The organism is Frigoribacterium sp. MCBA15_019 (assembly GCF_001864945.1).
Lineage (GTDB): Bacteria > Actinomycetota > Actinomycetes > Actinomycetales > Microbacteriaceae > Frigoribacterium.
This window is the reverse complement of record NZ_MJGS01000012.1, coordinates 169,086-185,189: the sequence shown is the minus strand read 5'-3', so window position 1 is coordinate 185,189 and position 16,104 is coordinate 169,086. Positions and strand designations below refer to the sequence as shown.

Here is a 16,104-nt window from a genome sequence, read left to right as displayed (position 1 = left end):
CGTCAGCTCCAGAACCCGGCATGCACGGCCGAGGCGTCGTCGAACAGGGCCGGCCCCGACACGGACACCGCGCCTCCCCCACGGGCGAAGACCTCGCGGCAGGGCAGGTCGAGCGTCGACTCGCCCTTTTGCTCGGTGACCATGCCGAGCAGCTGCTGCTCGGCGAGCGCGTAGACGACCCGGCCGATGCCGGCCCAGTGGATCGCTCCGGCACACATCGCGCACGGCTCGGTGCTCGTGTAGAGGGTCGCGGCCTTCAGCGTCGGCTTGTCGAACCGCTGCGCGACGAGGCGGACGAGGTTCGTCTCGGCGTGGCCCGTCGGGTCGCCCTCGGTGACGACCGTGTTCTCGGCCTCAACGACCTCTCCGTCCGCCGTGAGCAGCAGGGAGCCGAAGGGATGGTTGCCGTGGTCACGGGCCTGCTGCGCGACCTCGATCGCGCGGTGCAGCTGCGCGAGGTCGGCCGGGGTGACGGTGGGATCGGTGGTCGTGGTGTCGGTCGTCATGGGGCGAGCGTAGCCACGGGGCGCCCATCGCCGCGGCCGGGACGGGGCGCTGTGGACGGGCGACCCGCCTGTGAGGGAGCCACGGGCGGCGGGGCGACCGCCTGCGTACGGTGGCAGAGGTGACCGACCCGACCCGCACCTCCTCGTCCACCGGCGAGACCACCCCCGACACCACAGCCGACGCCCCTGCCGAGACCACCGGCCCGACGCCCGCCCAGGGCGCGCTCGACATCGCGTCGTGGCGGCGGACGATCCACGGGCTCTACCGTGACATACGCGAGGCGACCGACCTGGCGGCGGCCCACGACCTGTGGCGACGCACCCGCGACGAGCTGTTCTCGACGCACCCCTCGACTCCGCTGCTGCCCGAGGACCGCCCCGACTTCACCGGCCTGCCGACGAAGCCGTACGACCCGGCATGGCGCTTCGAGGTGGCGGTCGAGCCGGCCGAACCGCGACGCATGGTGGTCGAGACCGGCACCGACGGCGACGTGCTCTTCGACCTCGTCGGCGTGGTCGACGTGCCCGGCGTCGGCAGCCTCGACGTGTGGAAGCTGGCGCAGTACGCGGGCGGCCTGTTCATCCCGATCAAGGACGCGCTGGCAGGCAAGCCCGGCGGCACCTACGGCGGCGGGCGCTACCTGATCGACTCGGTCAAGGGAGCCGACCTCGGCGCCGGCGGCGAGCCCGGCACGATCGTGCTCGACTTCAACTTCGCCTACAACCCGAGCTGTGCCTACGACCCGGCCTGGGCCTGCCCGCTCGCGCAGCCGGGCAACACGGTCGCGGTCGAGATCCCCGTCGGCGAGCGGTACGGGCGCACGGTCTGACCGGCCCCTGCGGACGGACGCGCACCTAACCCCTGGGCTCGGTGTCGACCTCCACCGCGACGCTGTAGTCGTCACCGCCGTCGCCCTCGCACAGGCGTGCAGACCACACCCGTCGCGTTTTCCGGCCCCAGCCGCTAGGCTGGGGTCACTTGCGAGCCGGTCCGATCGGCTCCCTGCGTCGTAGCACGCCCCTCACCGCCTCTCCGCCCTGGCACACACCCAGGCAGAACAGCAGGCGCGCGAAGCTCACTCTGCGGCGAAACGATCGTGCACACCTGCACCGTCGCCACACCTCGAGCCCGGCTACGACAGCCGTTCTCCCGGCACTGCCCCGCCCTCGTGCGAGCACGTCCCCGACGTGCCCTCGCACCAGCAGGCGGCCAGGCAGCCTCGGCCCGGCTCGACACCGATGCCCCGAAAGGTGCACCACATGTCAACGAACACCCTCGACACCGAGAACACCGACGCCACGACCGTCGACGAGGCGGCCGACACCGTCACCTTCAGCTCGCTGGGCGTGCCCGCCCCGATCGTGAAGTCCCTCGCCGCGGAAGGCAAGACCACCGCCTTCCCGATCCAGGTCGACACGCTGCCCGACACCCTCGGCGGACGCGACGTCCTCGGCCGCGGCAAGACCGGCTCGGGCAAGACCCTCGCCTTCTCCATCCCCATGGCCGCGCGCCTCGGCGGCAAGCTGGCCGGCGGCAACCGCCGCGCCGGTCGCCCCCTCGGCCTGGTCCTCGCCCCCACCCGCGAGCTCGCCACGCAGATCGACGCCGTGCTCGCCCCGCTCGCCGAGGCCTACGGCATGCGCACCACCACCATCTTCGGCGGCGTCTCGCAGAACCGTCAGGTGCAGGCCCTCAAGGCCGGCGTCGACATCATCATCGCCTGCCCCGGCCGCCTCGAAGACCTGATGAAGCAGGGCTTCGTCAAGCTCGACGCCATCGAGATCACCGTGCTCGACGAGGCCGACCACATGGCCGACCTGGGCTTCCTGCCCGGCGTCACGCGCATCCTCAAGGCCACCCCGAACGACGGCCAGCGCCTCCTCTTCAGCGCCACCCTCGACAACGGCGTGGACAAGCTGGTCAAGCAGTTCCTCCACAACGAGGTGCTGCACTCGGTCGACGAGGCCAACTCGCCCGTCGCCAAGATGACCCACCACGTCTTCGAGACGCCCGACGTCGACAGCAAGAACGCGCTGATCCAGAAGCTCGCCGGCGGCCAGGGCCGTCGCATCCTCTTCATGCGCACCAAGCACCACGCCAAGAAGCTCGCGAAGAAGCTGACCGAGTCCGGCATCCCCGCCGTCGACCTGCACGGCAACCTGTCGCAGCCGCAACGTGACCGCAACCTCGCCGCCTTCCAGGACGGCTCGGCCCGCGTGCTCGTCGCCACCGACGTCGCCGCCCGAGGCGTGCACGTCGACGACATCGAGCTCGTCATCCACGTCGACCCGCCGACCGAGCACAAGGCGTACCTGCACCGCTCGGGCCGCACGGCCCGCGCCGGAGCCGAGGGCGACGTCGTCACCCTCGTCATCCCCAGCCAGAAGCGCGACGTCGCCCAGCTGATGAAGAAGGCCGACATCCGCCCGACCATCACCTCCGTGACGCCGAACTCGCCCGAGGTCGACGCCCTCGTCGGCCAGGTCGCGGCCTACGTCAAGCCCTCGCCCAAGGCTGCCGTCCAGCAGCAGCAGGGTGGCGGCGGACGCTCGCAGGGCGCCAACGCCCAGCGCAAGCGCGCCGCCCGTCAGGACTCGCAGGGCAACCCCATCGCCCGTCAGGACCGTTCGGGTCGCCCCAGCCAGGGAGGCGCGGGTCGCGGTTCCGACGCCGGTCGCGCCGGTGCCGGTGCGGGTCGCTCGGGTGGCTCGCGTGACGGCGGCCGCCAGGGTGGCCGCGACGGAGGTGCGCGTCGCGACGCCGCCCCCCGCGGTGGCGCCTCGACCTTCTACTCGACCGAGTCGGGCCGCGGTTCGTCCACGCCCGTCCGTGACGACGCCCGTGGCGCGCGTGACGGTGCTCGTGACGAGACCCGTGGCACCCGCCAGACCGGTCGCCGCGCCCAGAGCAGCGGCACCCAGAGCGACGGCGGCCAGAGCCGCACCAACGCGGTCCGCAACGACCAGGCCGAGTTCGCCGCGTCGCTCGGCGGCTCGCGCGAGGGCGGCCAGCGTGACGGCGGCCAGCGCAGCGGCGGACGCCGCGCCTCGTCCGAGGGCGGCCGTCCCGGCTCGCTCAAGGTCGGCGGCCTCGTCGGCGGCAAGGCCCGCACCGGCGGCGGCCAGCGCGGCGGTCGCTGACCCGACCCGCTGCCACACCCCCGAACCGGCGTGACACCCTCTGATCCGAGGGTGTGACGCCGGTTCGGGGGTGTTGCGCTGCCACCCACATCAGCGCACCCCGGCACGGGCGAGGGCCCGCACCATGGGCTCGGCGCGCAGGGCGTCGCCCCAGGTCCACCGGACGACCGTGCGCACGCCGGGCAGCGCCCGCAGATCGTCCTCGCGCCGCTTCTCGTCGATCACGACCTGCTCGGGACTGCGCCCGGCCCGCATCCGTTCGTCGCGGTACTTCACCTCGCCGTCGAACTCGCCGATGACGCCGAACTGCGGCCACCAGAAGTCCGCGAAGCCGACGAGGGGGCCCGTCACCGGGAACCGGGCCTGCAACTCGGGCCCCGCGAGCCCCGCAGCCCTCATGCCCGCCCGGCTCAGCGACTCGCCCGGCGACTCGGACCGCTCGTCAGCGAAGGCGACCGCGACCGCCGCCCGTCGACGCCCGGGCACCCCGGGCCGGGCGGCCAGTGCGGCCTCGAGCGCGGCCCGGTCGTACGCCCCCACGTGCAGCCCGTGGTCCAGCACGACGGTGGCCCCGCGCAGATCATGCCGGCGCACGCTGTCGATGGCCGCGCGGGCGGCACCCACCACCGGCAACCCGTCGACCGTGTCGATCTCGCCGTCGCCGAGGGGCGCCGCGTGTTGGTGAACCGACCCGGTCACCTTGTCGCGAGCGCGCTGTCGTGCCACGACGTGCACCCGCTCGAGGCCACTCACCCAGCAGCGGAAACCCCCGAACGGCGAGGGCAGACTCGTGCGAGACGACGGCGTGCGGTCCGAGCCGGGGCAGCACCGCGTGCACGCGGGCGGTGTGCTTCGACGCGGCGTCGAGCGACCGCCAGTCGTCCGCCCGGACGTAGACGCCGGCGGCGAGCCGCACCGCGAGGCCACGTCGCGCGTCCCGCTCGATGGACGAGGCATCCACGCCGTCGTCGACGAGCCGGGAACGACGGATGAGCAGTCCTGACATGTCACGCATCGGTTCAGCTTGGCCGAGCGCCGCGAGGAACGCGAGCCGCGCCTCCTCGCCTGTGGAGGAGTGCCGGGCGACACCCCCGAACCGGCGTGACACCCCGCGATCCGAGGGTGTCGCGCCGGTTCGGGGGTGTTGCGCGCCGGGGCTAGTGCAGGGCGCCGACGGAGGCGAGGGCGCTGCGCAGCAGGGTGCCGCGGCCGCCCTCCATCTCGGCGGCGACCTCGTCGGAGGCGGCCTGGTGCGGCGTCAGCCAGGTGAGCTCGAGGGCGTCCTGCCGCGGGTCGCAGGTGCCGGTCACGGGCACCACGTAGGCGAGCGACACGGCGTGCTGACGGGGGTCGGTGTAGACCGACGAGCCGGGCAGCGGGAAGTACTCGGCGACCTGGAACGGCACCGGCGACGGCGGCAGCTGCGGGAAGGCCATCGGCCCGAGGTCTTTCTCGAGGTGACGGAACAGGGCGGTGCGCAGGCTCTCGCCGTACATCACCCGGCCCGAGACGAGCATGCGCGAGATCGACCCCTCGTCGGAGGCGCGGAGCAGCACTCCGACCTCGGTCACGACCCCCATGCCGTCGGTGCGCACGGGCACGGCCTCGACGTAGAGGATCGGCAGGTGCTGCCGCGCCTGGAAGAGCTCGTCCTCCGAGAGCCAGCCGGGATTGGGGTCGGGGTCGGGTGTCCGCACGGAGCTCATGGCCCATTCTTACCGGCTCGACGGCCCGATCGCGTGACGTGACGCTACGGGCGAACAGCACCGGCCCCGATGTCGCCACCCGTCGCTAGGCTCGGCCCATGGTGCAGATCGACCCGTCCCTCGTCCAGTGGTCCGCCGTCGAGGCCGAGCGCGACGGGCGGCCACTGCTCGTGCTGCTGCACGGCGTGGGCTCGCACGAGGGCGACCTGATCGGCCTCGCTCCCTACCTGCCGCAGCACTTCGTGGCGGCGTCGCTGCGGGCACCTCTGCCTCACGGTGACGGCTTCTCGTGGTACCCGCTCTCGACGCCCGGTGCGCCCGACCCGGGTGCCGTCGACGACGCGGCCGACGCCGTGCTCGCCTGGCTCGACTCCCTGGCGACCGCTCACCCGAGCGTTAGCCTGCTCGGCTTCTCGCAAGGCGGTTCGCTCTCGCTGCAGCTGGTGCGGCACGCGCCCGAGCGGTTCGCGTTCGCCGCCGTGCTCGCCGGGTTCGTGGTCCCCGCCGCAGGTGACGACGCCACGCTCGAGCGCGCAGCCGCACGGGACGACGCCGTGGCGGCCGTCCGCCCGTCGGTCTTCTACGGTCGCGGCGACGTCGACCAGATCATCCCCGCCGACGCCGTCGAGCGCACCTCGGCCTGGCTCGAGGCGCACGCCGACGCCGAACAGACCGTGTACCCGGGGCTGGCCCACGGCATCTCGCAAGAAGAGCTCGACGATCTCAACGCGTTCATCGGCCGCGTGACCGCCGCCCCGGTCGTCGACGCCGACGCACCCGTGTCGGTCGCCGGCGCCGACTCCACCGACTGATCCGCGGCCCGCCCCGGCCCCTCACCCCCGACGAACGAAGGAGGCGCGCGATGGCGACGCTCTCGGTGTCCGGTTCCGCCACCCACCGCCACCGTGCCGAGCGCGGTGTCGTCCACCTCACCGTGGGCTTCGACGGTGACGACCGCGAGAAGGTCGTCCGCGACACCGCCGCCGTGCACTCCCGCCTCGCCGAGCAGGCGACGGCCTGGCGCCGCCAAGAGGCAGCCACCTGGTGGAGCGCCCAGAGCGTCACGGTCGCGGTCGAGACCGAGGCGGCGACCGACCGGGGTGACGGGGGCGACTCGACCCGCGCCTCCTCGAGGGTGCGGTTCCGCACCCGGGCCGCCGTCGACGTGCGGTTCAGCGACTTCGGGGCGCTGGCGTCGTGGGTGGGCGACGTCGCCCTCGAACCGGGCGTGACCGTCGAATGGATCGAGTGGTCGCTCAGCCACGCCCGCCGACCCGAGGTCGAGACGGCCGTGAGGGTCGCCGCGATCGCCGACGCCGTCACCCGGGCCGGCGACTACGCCGAGGCGCTCGGGCTCGGGCAGCCGACGCTACAGTCGGTGTTCGAGCCGGGGCTGCGACCGGGGGCACCGGGCGGCGGCAGCCCCTTCGGCCTGGCCCGTGCCGTCGCGACGTTCTCGTCGGGCGGCCCCGTCACGTTCGACCTGCACCCCGACGACATCGAGGTCTCCGCCGAGGTCAGCGCCGACTTCGTCGCCTGAGCCGCCTGCTCCCCCGCGTCGCGGCCCTGCCCCTGCCCCTGCCCCTGCCCCTGCCCCGGTATCACCGTCTCGGTGTGCAAATCGCGACAACCGGACTTCGACACGCCGGGCGACGGCGGACATGAGCGGCGCGTCGTCGCGGCGATGTCGGGTTGTGCACACCCAGGGGCGTGCTGCCGGTCGGGTTCGGCACGCCAGGGGCGTGCTGCCGGTCGGGTTCGGCACGCCAGGGGCTCGCCACCGGTCGGGTTCGGCACACGCCGACCCGAGCGGCTGGTCCGATTCCGGTTCCGGCACCCCGGGGAGCCGCGCCGCCTGTCAGCCCGGCGCCGCAACTCAGAGCGGCCGGTGCCACACCCCTTCGACGCCGATCGGCACGAACCCGACGGCTTCGTTGACGGCGAGCATGGGACGGTTCTCCTCGGCGTTGAACGTCAGCACGGCCGGCCGGCCCGGCTTCTCCACGGCCAACCGGTCGAGGTTCGCGACCTTCACCAGCCAGCCCAGCCGGTGCCCGCGGTGCTCCCGCCGCACGAGGGTCATCTGCTGCATCGCTGGCCGCGCCGCGTCGTCGGGCACCGCGAGGTCGGAGCACGCGACGAGGCGGCCCGTCGGCACGTGCTCGACCGCCGCGGTCAGCGAGGCACGCCCGCTCGTGGCCCGTCGCTGCTCGGCTTCGACGAGGCGTTCGACGGTCCAGACGTCCTCCGGCTCGGGCACGTCGCCCATCGGCGCGTCGGTGCTCAGGGCGGTCGCCATGGCCGCGACGTCGGACTGCCAGCGCCGGGGAGTGGGGCCCGACCAGGTGTGGACGCGGTACTCGTCCCCCGCCGCGGCGAGCGCCTCGGAGCGGATCGCGGCCAGCGCCTCCTCGTCCACCGGCAGCGGCAGGCGGCTGATGCGCTCGACCTGGCCGAGCGCGTAGCCGCGCGAGAGCGCGAACCGGACCTCCGAGGAGGCGCGGGGCACCCAGCCGTGACCGGTCGAGGCCTCGAGGCGGTCGGCCGGGGCGGTCGCGGGGGCCGAGCCTGCGGTGGCGCCCTGGCTTGCGGTGGCGCCCTGGCCCGAGGCCCCGCCCTGGCCGGACGCCACGTCCTGGCCCGAGGCGACGCCCTGGCCGGAGGCCACGAAGGCGATCGCGTCGGTGCGGCCGGCGGCGCGGGCGACGGCCTCGAGGTGGTCGAGCAGGGCCGTGCCGAGGCCCCGGCGGCGGTGCTCGGGGGCGACGGCGACCCAGAGCCAGCAGGTCGTGACCGCCGGGTCGGCGAGCGTCTCGTAGGTGGCCTGGCCGACGATGCGGCCCGCGGCCCGCACCACGAACAGTCGCCGCGGCGTGAACGGGTCGTGCCACTGCGGCAGCTGTTCGGCCGGAGCGAAGTCGAGGTCGCCGAAACCGAGCACCTCGGTCTGGACGGCGTTCTCGAGGGCGATCGCCTCGACGTAGGCGGCGACGCGCGCGGCGCGGTCGGCGCGGTCGGGGGCGGTGTCCGCGTCTGCGTCGCGGTCGGCGGCGGGACGGGGCTCGAGCGTGCGGGGAACGACGAGTTCGTCGATCACGATGTCGGTCACGGGGGCTCCGGGGTCGAGGCGGGGACGTCGTCCGCCGCCCGGCAGGGCAGCCGACCAGACTAGCGCCGTCATCCGCAGCCGCGCCAGGGGGCGACGACCCGACCCACGAGGCGTAGAACGGGTCGATGAGCGACCCCTTCGACCTCGACCGGTTCGTCGACGCGCAGGACGCCGGCGGCACCCACGACCGGGCCCTCGCCGAGCTGCGCCGGGGGCGGAAGTCGTCGCACTGGATGTGGTTCGTCTTCCCGCAGATCGCCGGCCTCGGCCGCAGCGGCATGGATCGCACCTACGCGATCCGTTCGCTCGACGAGGCGCGGGCCTACCTCGCGCACCCCGTCCTCGGCCCGCGGCTGCGGGAGGCGGCGGGTCTGGCCGCAGCAGCGGACGCAGCGAGCGTCGACGACCTGATGGGCGGGATCGACGCCCTCAAGCTGCGGTCGTCGATGACCCTCTTCGGCCGGGCCGACCCGTCCGAGCCCGCGTTCCGGGCGGTGCTCGACCGGTGGTTCGACGGCGTCGAGGACGATCTGACCGTCGCCCTTCTCTGAGTCCGGCGACCGCCGTCCTTCGGTCGACGGCTCGTCCCCGGACGAGGAGGCGCGGGTCGCCCCCCACAGGCGCCGCGCCTCCCCTGCCGGTGTCGGCACCCACGGCTACGCTCGTCGGCATGCCCCCGCTCTACCCCGAGATCGAACCGTACGACTCCGGCCTGCTCGACGTCGGTGACGGCCAGCACGTCTGGTGGGAGGAATGCGGAGACCCCGACGGCAAGCCGGTGGTCTTCCTGCACGGCGGGCCCGGCAGTGGGTCGTCGCCCGCGCACCGCCGCCTGTTCGACCCGCGGAGGTACCGCATCGTGCTGCTCGACCAGCGCGGGGCGGGACGCAGCACGCCGCACGCGGGCACCTTCGGCACCGACCTCTCGACGAACACGACGCCGCACCTCGTGGCCGACCTCGAGACGTTGCGCGAGCACCTGGGCATCGACCGCTGGCAGGTGTTCGGCGGCTCGTGGGGGTCGACCCTGGCGCTCGCCTACGCCGAGACCCATCCCGACCGGGTCACCGAGCTCGTGCTGCGCGGCATCTTCACGCTGCGACAGAGCGAGCTCGACTGGTTCTACGAGGGTCCGGCGTCGAACGTGCTGCCCGACCGGTGGCAGGGCTACCTCGCCCCGGTGCCGGTCGACGAACGCCGACCGGGCGGACTGATCGAGGCCTATTCGCGTCTGCTCGCCGACCCCGACCCGGCCGTGCACGGGCCGGCCGCCGTCGCGTGGTCGTCGTGGGAGGCCTCGGCGATCACCCTGCTGCCCCGACCCGACCTGGTCGAGCGGTACTCCGACCCGGCGTTCTCCCTGGCCTTCGCCCGCATCGAGAACCACTACTTCGTCCACCGCGGCTTCCTCGACGAGGGCCAGCTCATCCGTGACGCGCACCTCGTCGCGCACATCCCGACGGTCATCGTGCAGGGTCGCTACGACCTGTGCACTCCGGCGACCACGGCCTTCGACCTGCACGCGGCCCTGCCCGACGCCGAGTTCGTCCTGGTCGACGACGCCGGGCACGCGTTCGACGAGCCTGGCATCCTCGACGCGCTGATCGCGGCGACCGACCGGTTCGCCGACGCACCGACCGCAGCCGACGACGAGGTGACCCGATGACCGTCGTCCTCGCCGGTTGCGGCGACCTCGGCACCGAGGCCGCCCTGCGGTTCGTCGCCCTCGGGCACCGCGTCCTCGGCCTCCGCCGCTCGGCAGGCAAGCTCCCGGCCTCGATCGAGGGCGTCTCGATCGACCTGAGCACCACCCGCCCCACGCTCCCCGCCGACACCGAGGTCGTCGTCGTCGCCCTCTCGGCCGGGTCGCGCGACGTTGCCACCTACCGGGCGTCCTACGTCGACGGTCTGCGCACCGTCCTCGACGCACTCGACGAGGCCGGGGCGGTCGACGCCCGGGTGCTGTTCGTCTCGTCGACCGCCGTGTACGACGTCGACGACGGCAGCGTCGTCGACGAGGCGACTCCGGCGACGGGGGCCTCACCGACGGCCGAGGTGATCCTCGAGGCCGAGGCCCTGCTGCACGAACGTCGGCCCGACGGCGTCGTGCTCCGCCTCGGCGGCATCTACGGTCCGGGCAGGGAACGACTCATCACCCAGGTCCGCGACGGCGAGGCGAGACTGGCCGAGCCGGCGGGCAGCTCGCCGCACACGAACCGCATCCACCGGGACGACGCGGCGACCGCGATCGTGCACCTCACCACCACCCCGGAGCCGACCGACGTCCTGTACGTGGGGGTCGACGACGAGCCGTCGAGGCTCGACGACGTGCTGACGTTCGTGGCCGACGAACTGGGGGTGCCCGTGCCGCCGAGCGCGCCTCCTCGGGGCCGTCAGGCGGGCGGCGACAAGCGGTTGTCGAACGCGCGACTGCGCGGCTCCGGGTTCGACTTCGCGTATCCGACCTTCCGCGAGGGGTACCGTGCCGTGATCGCGGGCGAGGGCGTCCGGCACCCCTGAGCCGGGCCCGCCCGGCGCACGAGAACGCCGCCCGGCGAACGGGGCACCGAGGTGTTCGACGGTGTCCGGTCCACTCGACGGCGTCCTCGAGGGTGGGTCGGCGATCTAGTGGATCGGCGTGCCACCCGTCACGGCGATGGTCTCACCGCTGATGTAGCTCGACTCCTGGCTGGCCAGGAACACGAACGACGGGGCCAGCTCGACGGCCTGGCCGGGGCGACCGTAGGCGGCCTCCGAGCCGAAGCTCTCGATCTTCTCGTTCGGCACGAACGCGGGCTGCAGCGGCGTCCACACGGGGCCGGGCGCGACGCCGTTGACGCGGATGCCGCGCTCGGCGAGCTGCTGGGCCATGGCGCGGGTCCAGTTCGCGATGCCGGCCTTCGACACGGCGTACTCGGCGAGGTCGGGCGACGGCTGGAAGCCCTGGATCGACGAGGTCGTGATGATCGACGCCCCCGGCTTCAGGTGCTTCGAGGCGGCCTTGGTCAGCCAGAACAGCGGGTAGATGTTGGCCTTGAGGACGTGGTCGAGCGTCTCGGTCTCGAAGTCGTCGATGCTGCTGACGGTCGGCATGACGCCGGCGATGATCGCCAGGATGTCGAGGCCGCCCAGCTCGGCGACGGTCTTCTCGACGATGTCCGCGTTGGTCTGCTCGACCTGCAGGTCACCGGGCAGCAGGACGGCGGTGCGACCGGCGTCTCGGACGAGCGCGGCGACCTCTTCGGCCTGCGACTGCTCCTCGGCGAGGTAGCTCAGCGCGACGCCTGCTCCCTCGCGGGCGAAGGCGATGGCCGTGGCGCGACCGATGCCGCTGTCGGCACCGGTGACGAGGGCCTTGCGGCCGGCGAGGCGACCGCTGCCGACGTAGCTGGTCTCGCCGTGGTCGGGCTCGGGCTTCATGGCGTGGACGTCGCCGGGAGCGCTCTGCTGCTGGTGCTCGAAGGGCGGCTGCGGGTACTGGGTGACGGGGTTCTGCGGGGTGTACATGTTGTCTGCCATGTCCCCCGGTGTACGCGGCGGCCGGGGTGCGCCGGCCCAGCTTGTACCCCTGCCCGGAGCGACGTCGCGGGTCGCAGCACGCCGAGCCGAGCCGAGGAGGCGCGGCGCGGCCCCCGGGGAAAGATACGGTGGTCGCGTGCCCCTGCTGCCACTGCCTTCCGAGACTCCCCGTCAGGTCCTGCCCGCCTGGGTGCTGCGCGCCGACCGCCGGGCCGCCAAACGCATCAACTCGGTCCGAGGGGTGCCGGTCGTCGACCGCAACCTCAGCCGTCTCAGCCACTTCGCCGACCACGGGCTGTTGTGGGCCGCGGTCGCCGCAGGCCTCGCCCTCGTGGGCCAGCGTCGCGCCGCCGTGCGGGGCACGCTGTCGCTCGGCTTTGCGAGCGCCATGGCGAACATCGTCGGCAAGCGCATCTTCGGCGGCAACCGTCCGCTGATCGACGACGTCCCGATCGAACGACGCCTGCGCAGCCAACCGCTGTCCGCGTCGTTCCCGTCCGGCCACGCGGCCTGTGCCGCCGGCTTCGTCACGGGTGTGGCGATCGAGTCGCCGGGTGCCGCGGCAGCCCTGTTGCCGCTGGCCGGCGCCGTCTCGTGGTCGCGCCTCCACGTGGGGGCGCACTGGACGTCCGACGTGGTCGGCGGACTGATCATCGGGTCGGGCGTCGCGCTGGTCGGGCGACTCGTGTCACCGCGCGAGCGCTGACCCGACGGGGTTCCCCGCCGGGCCCGGCTCGGCGACACCGAGCGGGAACCGGCCGGGTCGACCCGCTCGGACTACCAGCGGGGGTGGACGGCCTCGCGGAAGTACTGGTCGTAGATGCGGACGACCTCGCTGTCGAGCCCGTCGGCGAGGTCACCGACGCTTCCGGCCGCCGCGTTCGCCGTGGCCTGAGCGACGTTGCGCGCGCCGGGGATGACCGTGCTGACGCCCGGCTGCTCGACGATCCAGGCGAGGGCGGCCTGCGGCACGGTGACTCCGTCGGGGACGGCCGCGGCGAACTCCTGCGCGGCGGCGACGCCCTGCTCGAAGTCGACGCCGCTGAAGGTCTCGCCCTGGTCGAACGCCTCGCCGTGCCGGTTGTAGGTGCGGTGGTCGTTCTCGGCGAACGTCGTCTCGGTCGTGTACTTGCCCGAGAGCAGCCCGCTCGCGAGGGGGACCCGGGCGATGATGCCGACGCCGGCGCGTCGCGCGGCCGGCAGCACCTCGTCGAGGGGCTTGAGACGGAACGCGTTGAAGATGATCTGCACGGTCGAGAGGTTCGGGCGGGCGATGGCGGTCAGGGCCTGTGCGGTCTCTTCGACGCTGACGCCGTAGGCGCGGATCGCCCCGTTCTCGACCAGCTCGTCGAGGGCGTCGTAGACGGCGTCGCTCTCGAAGACGGGGGTGGGCGGGCAGTGCAACTGCACGAGGTCGAGGGTGTCGACGCCGAGGTTGCGGCGTGACCGGTCGGTCCAGGCCACGAAGTTGTCGCGGACGTAGTTCGACGGCACCTGGTCGAGCCGGCGGCCCATCTTCGTGGCGACCGTCAGAGGGACGTCGGGGTTCGACGCGCGGAAGCGGCCGATGATCTGCTCGCTGCGCCCGTCACCGTAGACGTCGGCGGTGTCGAAGAACGTCACCCCGGACTCGACGGAGGCGCCCAGCACGTCGAGCGCGTCGCTCTCGCTGACGTCACCCCAGTCGGCACCGAGCTGCCAGGTGCCGAGGCCGATGACCGAGACGGGGCGGTCGGCGAGGAAGGATGAACGGGTTCCGAGGGTGCGGCTCTGCATGTCGTCGAGCCTAGCCACGCCGCCCGACGGGTGACCCAGATGCAGATGCAGATGCAGATGCAGATGCAGGCGCAGCCTCAGCCGCAGGTGCGGTCAGCGTCGGGACGCGTTCACGCTGCGCACGAGGGCGTACGACACGACGACCGAGACGAAGCCCGCGAAGAGGAAGGCGGCACCGAACCCGGCCTGTCCCTGCAGCAGCCGCACGAGGCCGATGATGGCGAGCGCCGCGGCCAGCATGCCGAACACGCGGGCGACGATCGACTTCAGCCGGCGCGCGGCCCCGGCCCGACGGCCGCCTCGTCGACGCGACGACATGGTCAGCCGAGGCGGCGGGCCGAGGCGACCGCCGCCTCCTTCGCCTCTCGCAGTTCGCGCGTGGCCCGCTCGCGGGCCGCCTCGGGCATCGGGAGCCGGTCGCTGAGCGTGAGGTTCGTGGCGATCGTCTCGACGCGCATGCCGAGCGTCGCCCCCAGGACGATGTCGAGGACCGGGGTGGCGTGGTCCCAGCCGGCCGTGGGCGTGCCCGCGTCGTAGACGCCGCCGCGGCTGGTCACGACGACCGCGGGTCGCCCGAGCATCGGCTGCTGGTCGTCGCCGTCGAAGGGCGCGGTGACGCCGGGCAGGTGGATGTTGTCGACCCAGGCCTTGAGCGTCGAGGGCAGCGAGTAGTTGTAGAGCGGGGCACCGATCAGCACGACGTCGGCGGCGACGAGTTCGGCGACGAGGGCCTGCTGCAGGGCCTCGTGGGCGGGGTCGGGGGCGTCGCCCGGCTGACGGAGGCGCGGCGGCCAGTGCAACGCACTGTCGCTCAGGTGCGGCAGCGGGTCGACGTGCAGGTCTCGGCGGGTGACCGTGTGGTCGGCGCCGAGGTCGCGCCAGGCGTCGGCGAACGCCGCGGTGATCGCGCGCGAGCGGCTCGTGGTGAGGTCGGCGGACGAGTCGAGATGGAGCAGGTTCGGCATGCGCCCACCGTAGCCGGGGCGGCCGACACGGCCGGCGAGCGTTGCGCCGCGAGGCCTCGAACCGTAATCTCGACACGGGAGATTATGACTTAGCATCGTAAGTCATAAAGCGATGTGACCGGATTCTGACTTGTGAGGTGTCGTGACCGCCATCTGGCCTCCACTCGACCACGAGGAGGTCGCGTGGGTGCCGTCCGGGCGCCCGACGGCCGGGCTGCGCACCGAGCTGTTCCGCCCGGCCGTGTTCCGTGCGGCGGTGCCCCCACTGATCGGCGCACTCGACCCCTCTCCGTCTCCCGAGGTCGCCGCTCTCGCCGAGGACGCCTCTCTCGAACTGACCCGCTTCGATGCCACCCTCGGCGGCGAGGTGGCGGCCTTCGCCCCGCTCCTGCTGCGCAGCGAGGCCGTCGCCTCGTCGCGCATCGAGAACCTGACCGCGAACGCCCGATCCGTGTTCTCTGCCGAACTCGGGGACGAACGCAAGCGCAACGCGACCCTGATCGCGGCGAACACGCGGGCCGTGTCGGCGGCGATCGACCTGGCCGACGAGTTGACCCGCGCCTCCGTCCTCACGATGCACGCCACGCTGATGGCGTCGGACGCGCGGCACACGCCCGGCGCCCTTCGGACCGAGCAGGTCTGGATCGGCCGCAGCAGCGCCAGCCCCGTCGGCGCCGAGTTCGTCGCCCCCGTCAGCGAACGGGTCCCGGGCCTGCTCGACGACTGCCTGACGTTCGCACGACGCGACGACCTACCCGTCCTCGTCCAGACCGCCGTGACCCACGCCCAGTTCGAGACCATCCACCCGTTCACCGACGGCAACGGTCGGACGGGGCGATCCCTGACCCAGGCGATGCTGCGGTCCAAGGGGGTCACACGGTCCGTGACGGTGCCGGTCTCGGCGGGTCTGCTGACCGACGTCGACGCCTACCACCGGGCCTTGAAGGCCTACCGCGCGGGCGAGCTCGACCCGATCGTGCGGTTGACGGCCGAAGCGTCCCTCCGGGCGGTCGCGAACGCCCGGACGCTCGTCGACGACCTCCACGACGTCCGAGCGTCCTGGTCTGCCCGCGTGACCGCACGACGCGACTCCTCGGTCTGGCGCCTGCTCGACCTGCTCGTCCACCAACCCGTCCTCGACGCCACGACGGCCGCTTCGCGGCTCTCGCTCACCCCGAGCAACGTCTACCCCCTGCTCCGACGGCTGGTCGAATCCGGAGTACTGAAGCAGAAGGCCGAGTACAAGATGGGCACGATCTGGCGGGCGGACGAGGTCCTCGAGGCGCTGGATGCGTTCGCCGCGCGCTCAGGACGCCGGGGCGAGGCCACCGTGCTGGGCTGACCCCCCGGCGGAATGTCGGTGGTGCAGAGCAGGATGGCAG

General features: G+C 73.2%; 17 protein-coding genes. 9 read left to right on the top strand and 8 right to left on the bottom strand.

The window, feature by feature from the left end; genetic code table 11:
* Positions 1–2 precede the first annotated feature (2 nt).
* Positions 3–506, bottom strand: coding sequence for a nucleoside deaminase (locus tag BIV04_RS10105; protein WP_071256152.1), 504 nt, complete (start codon positions 504–506; stop codon positions 3–5).
* A 230-nt stretch (positions 507–736) separates the two neighbouring features.
* Here BIV04_RS10105 and BIV04_RS10100 point away from each other — a divergent pair, with 230 nt between their 5' ends.
* On the top strand, positions 737–1,336 hold the full coding sequence (locus tag BIV04_RS10100; RefSeq protein WP_071256533.1) for a DUF1684 domain-containing protein: 600 nt from the start codon (positions 737–739) through the stop codon (positions 1,334–1,336).
* Positions 1,337–1,766: 430 nt separating this feature from the next.
* Positions 1,767–3,647, top strand: a complete 1,881-nt coding sequence (locus tag BIV04_RS10095; protein ID WP_218141844.1) for a DEAD/DEAH box helicase — start codon at positions 1,767–1,769, stop codon at positions 3,645–3,647.
* A gap of 90 nt (positions 3,648–3,737) precedes the next feature.
* Here the strand turns inward: BIV04_RS10095 and BIV04_RS10090 are convergent, their stop codons facing one another.
* Positions 3,738–4,373, bottom strand: coding sequence for a hypothetical protein (locus BIV04_RS10090; protein ID WP_143048660.1), 636 nt, complete (start codon positions 4,371–4,373; stop codon positions 3,738–3,740).
* 431 nt (positions 4,374–4,804) lie between these two features.
* The gene (locus BIV04_RS10085; RefSeq protein ID WP_043595902.1) at positions 4,805–5,353 is read right to left on the bottom strand and encodes an NUDIX hydrolase family protein; all 549 of its coding nucleotides are present in this window, start codon (positions 5,351–5,353) and stop codon (positions 4,805–4,807) included.
* 98 nt (positions 5,354–5,451) lie between these two features.
* On the opposite strand from BIV04_RS10085, the gene BIV04_RS10080 reads away from it, so the two are divergent.
* A complete protein-coding gene (locus BIV04_RS10080) occupies positions 5,452–6,165 on the top strand; it encodes an alpha/beta hydrolase (RefSeq protein WP_071256151.1) in 714 nt (237 codons plus the stop codon).
* A gap of 50 nt (positions 6,166–6,215) precedes the next feature.
* The gene (locus BIV04_RS10075; protein WP_071256149.1) at positions 6,216–6,893 is read left to right on the top strand and encodes an SIMPL domain-containing protein; all 678 of its coding nucleotides are present in this window, start codon (positions 6,216–6,218) and stop codon (positions 6,891–6,893) included.
* 336 nt (positions 6,894–7,229) lie between these two features.
* Here BIV04_RS10075 and BIV04_RS10070 read toward each other — a convergent pair whose 3' ends face one another.
* The gene (locus tag BIV04_RS10070; RefSeq protein ID WP_071256148.1) at positions 7,230–8,462 is read right to left on the bottom strand and encodes a GNAT family N-acetyltransferase; all 1,233 of its coding nucleotides are present in this window, start codon (positions 8,460–8,462) and stop codon (positions 7,230–7,232) included.
* 125 nt (positions 8,463–8,587) lie between these two features.
* Here BIV04_RS10070 and BIV04_RS10065 point away from each other — a divergent pair, with 125 nt between their 5' ends.
* The 3 genes from BIV04_RS10065 to BIV04_RS10055 all read left to right on the top strand — a co-directional run bounded on the left by BIV04_RS10065 (position 8,588) and on the right by BIV04_RS10055 (position 10,982).
* Positions 8,588–9,013 (top strand): DUF1810 domain-containing protein, encoded by a 426-nt coding sequence (locus tag BIV04_RS10065; protein ID WP_071256146.1) that lies wholly within the window; start codon positions 8,588–8,590, stop codon positions 9,011–9,013.
* Between the two features lie 119 nt (positions 9,014–9,132).
* A complete protein-coding gene (pip, locus tag BIV04_RS10060) occupies positions 9,133–10,128 on the top strand; it encodes a prolyl aminopeptidase (RefSeq protein WP_071256144.1) in 996 nt (331 codons plus the stop codon).
* On the top strand, positions 10,125–10,982 hold the full coding sequence (locus tag BIV04_RS10055) for an NAD-dependent epimerase/dehydratase family protein (protein ID WP_071256143.1): 858 nt from the start codon (positions 10,125–10,127) through the stop codon (positions 10,980–10,982). Before pip ends, BIV04_RS10055 begins: the two co-directional genes overlap by 4 nt.
* A 105-nt stretch (positions 10,983–11,087) precedes the next feature.
* Here BIV04_RS10055 and BIV04_RS10050 read toward each other — a convergent pair whose 3' ends face one another.
* Positions 11,088–11,981, bottom strand: a complete 894-nt coding sequence (locus tag BIV04_RS10050) for an SDR family oxidoreductase (RefSeq protein WP_071256142.1) — start codon at positions 11,979–11,981, stop codon at positions 11,088–11,090.
* Between the two features lie 136 nt (positions 11,982–12,117).
* Here BIV04_RS10050 and BIV04_RS10045 point away from each other — a divergent pair, with 136 nt between their 5' ends.
* Positions 12,118–12,687: a phosphatase PAP2 family protein gene (locus BIV04_RS10045; protein WP_043595928.1), complete on the top strand. Its 570-nt coding sequence runs from the start codon at positions 12,118–12,120 to the stop codon at positions 12,685–12,687.
* A 71-nt stretch (positions 12,688–12,758) separates the two neighbouring features.
* Here the strand turns inward: BIV04_RS10045 and BIV04_RS10040 are convergent, their stop codons facing one another.
* From BIV04_RS10040 to BIV04_RS10030, 3 genes are all read right to left on the bottom strand, one after another.
* On the bottom strand, positions 12,759–13,757 hold the full coding sequence (locus tag BIV04_RS10040) for an aldo/keto reductase (RefSeq protein ID WP_071256141.1): 999 nt from the start codon (positions 13,755–13,757) through the stop codon (positions 12,759–12,761).
* A gap of 93 nt (positions 13,758–13,850) precedes the next feature.
* Positions 13,851–14,075, bottom strand: coding sequence for a hypothetical protein (locus BIV04_RS10035; protein WP_055975237.1), 225 nt, complete (start codon positions 14,073–14,075; stop codon positions 13,851–13,853).
* A 2-nt stretch (positions 14,076–14,077) separates the two neighbouring features.
* On the bottom strand, positions 14,078–14,722 hold the full coding sequence (locus BIV04_RS10030; RefSeq protein ID WP_071256140.1) for an FMN-dependent NADH-azoreductase: 645 nt from the start codon (positions 14,720–14,722) through the stop codon (positions 14,078–14,080).
* Between the two features lie 142 nt (positions 14,723–14,864).
* On the opposite strand from BIV04_RS10030, the gene BIV04_RS10025 reads away from it, so the two are divergent.
* Positions 14,865–16,064 (top strand): Fic family protein, encoded by a 1,200-nt coding sequence (locus BIV04_RS10025; protein WP_071256139.1) that lies wholly within the window; start codon positions 14,865–14,867, stop codon positions 16,062–16,064.
* The last annotated feature ends 40 nt before the right edge of the window (positions 16,065–16,104 follow it).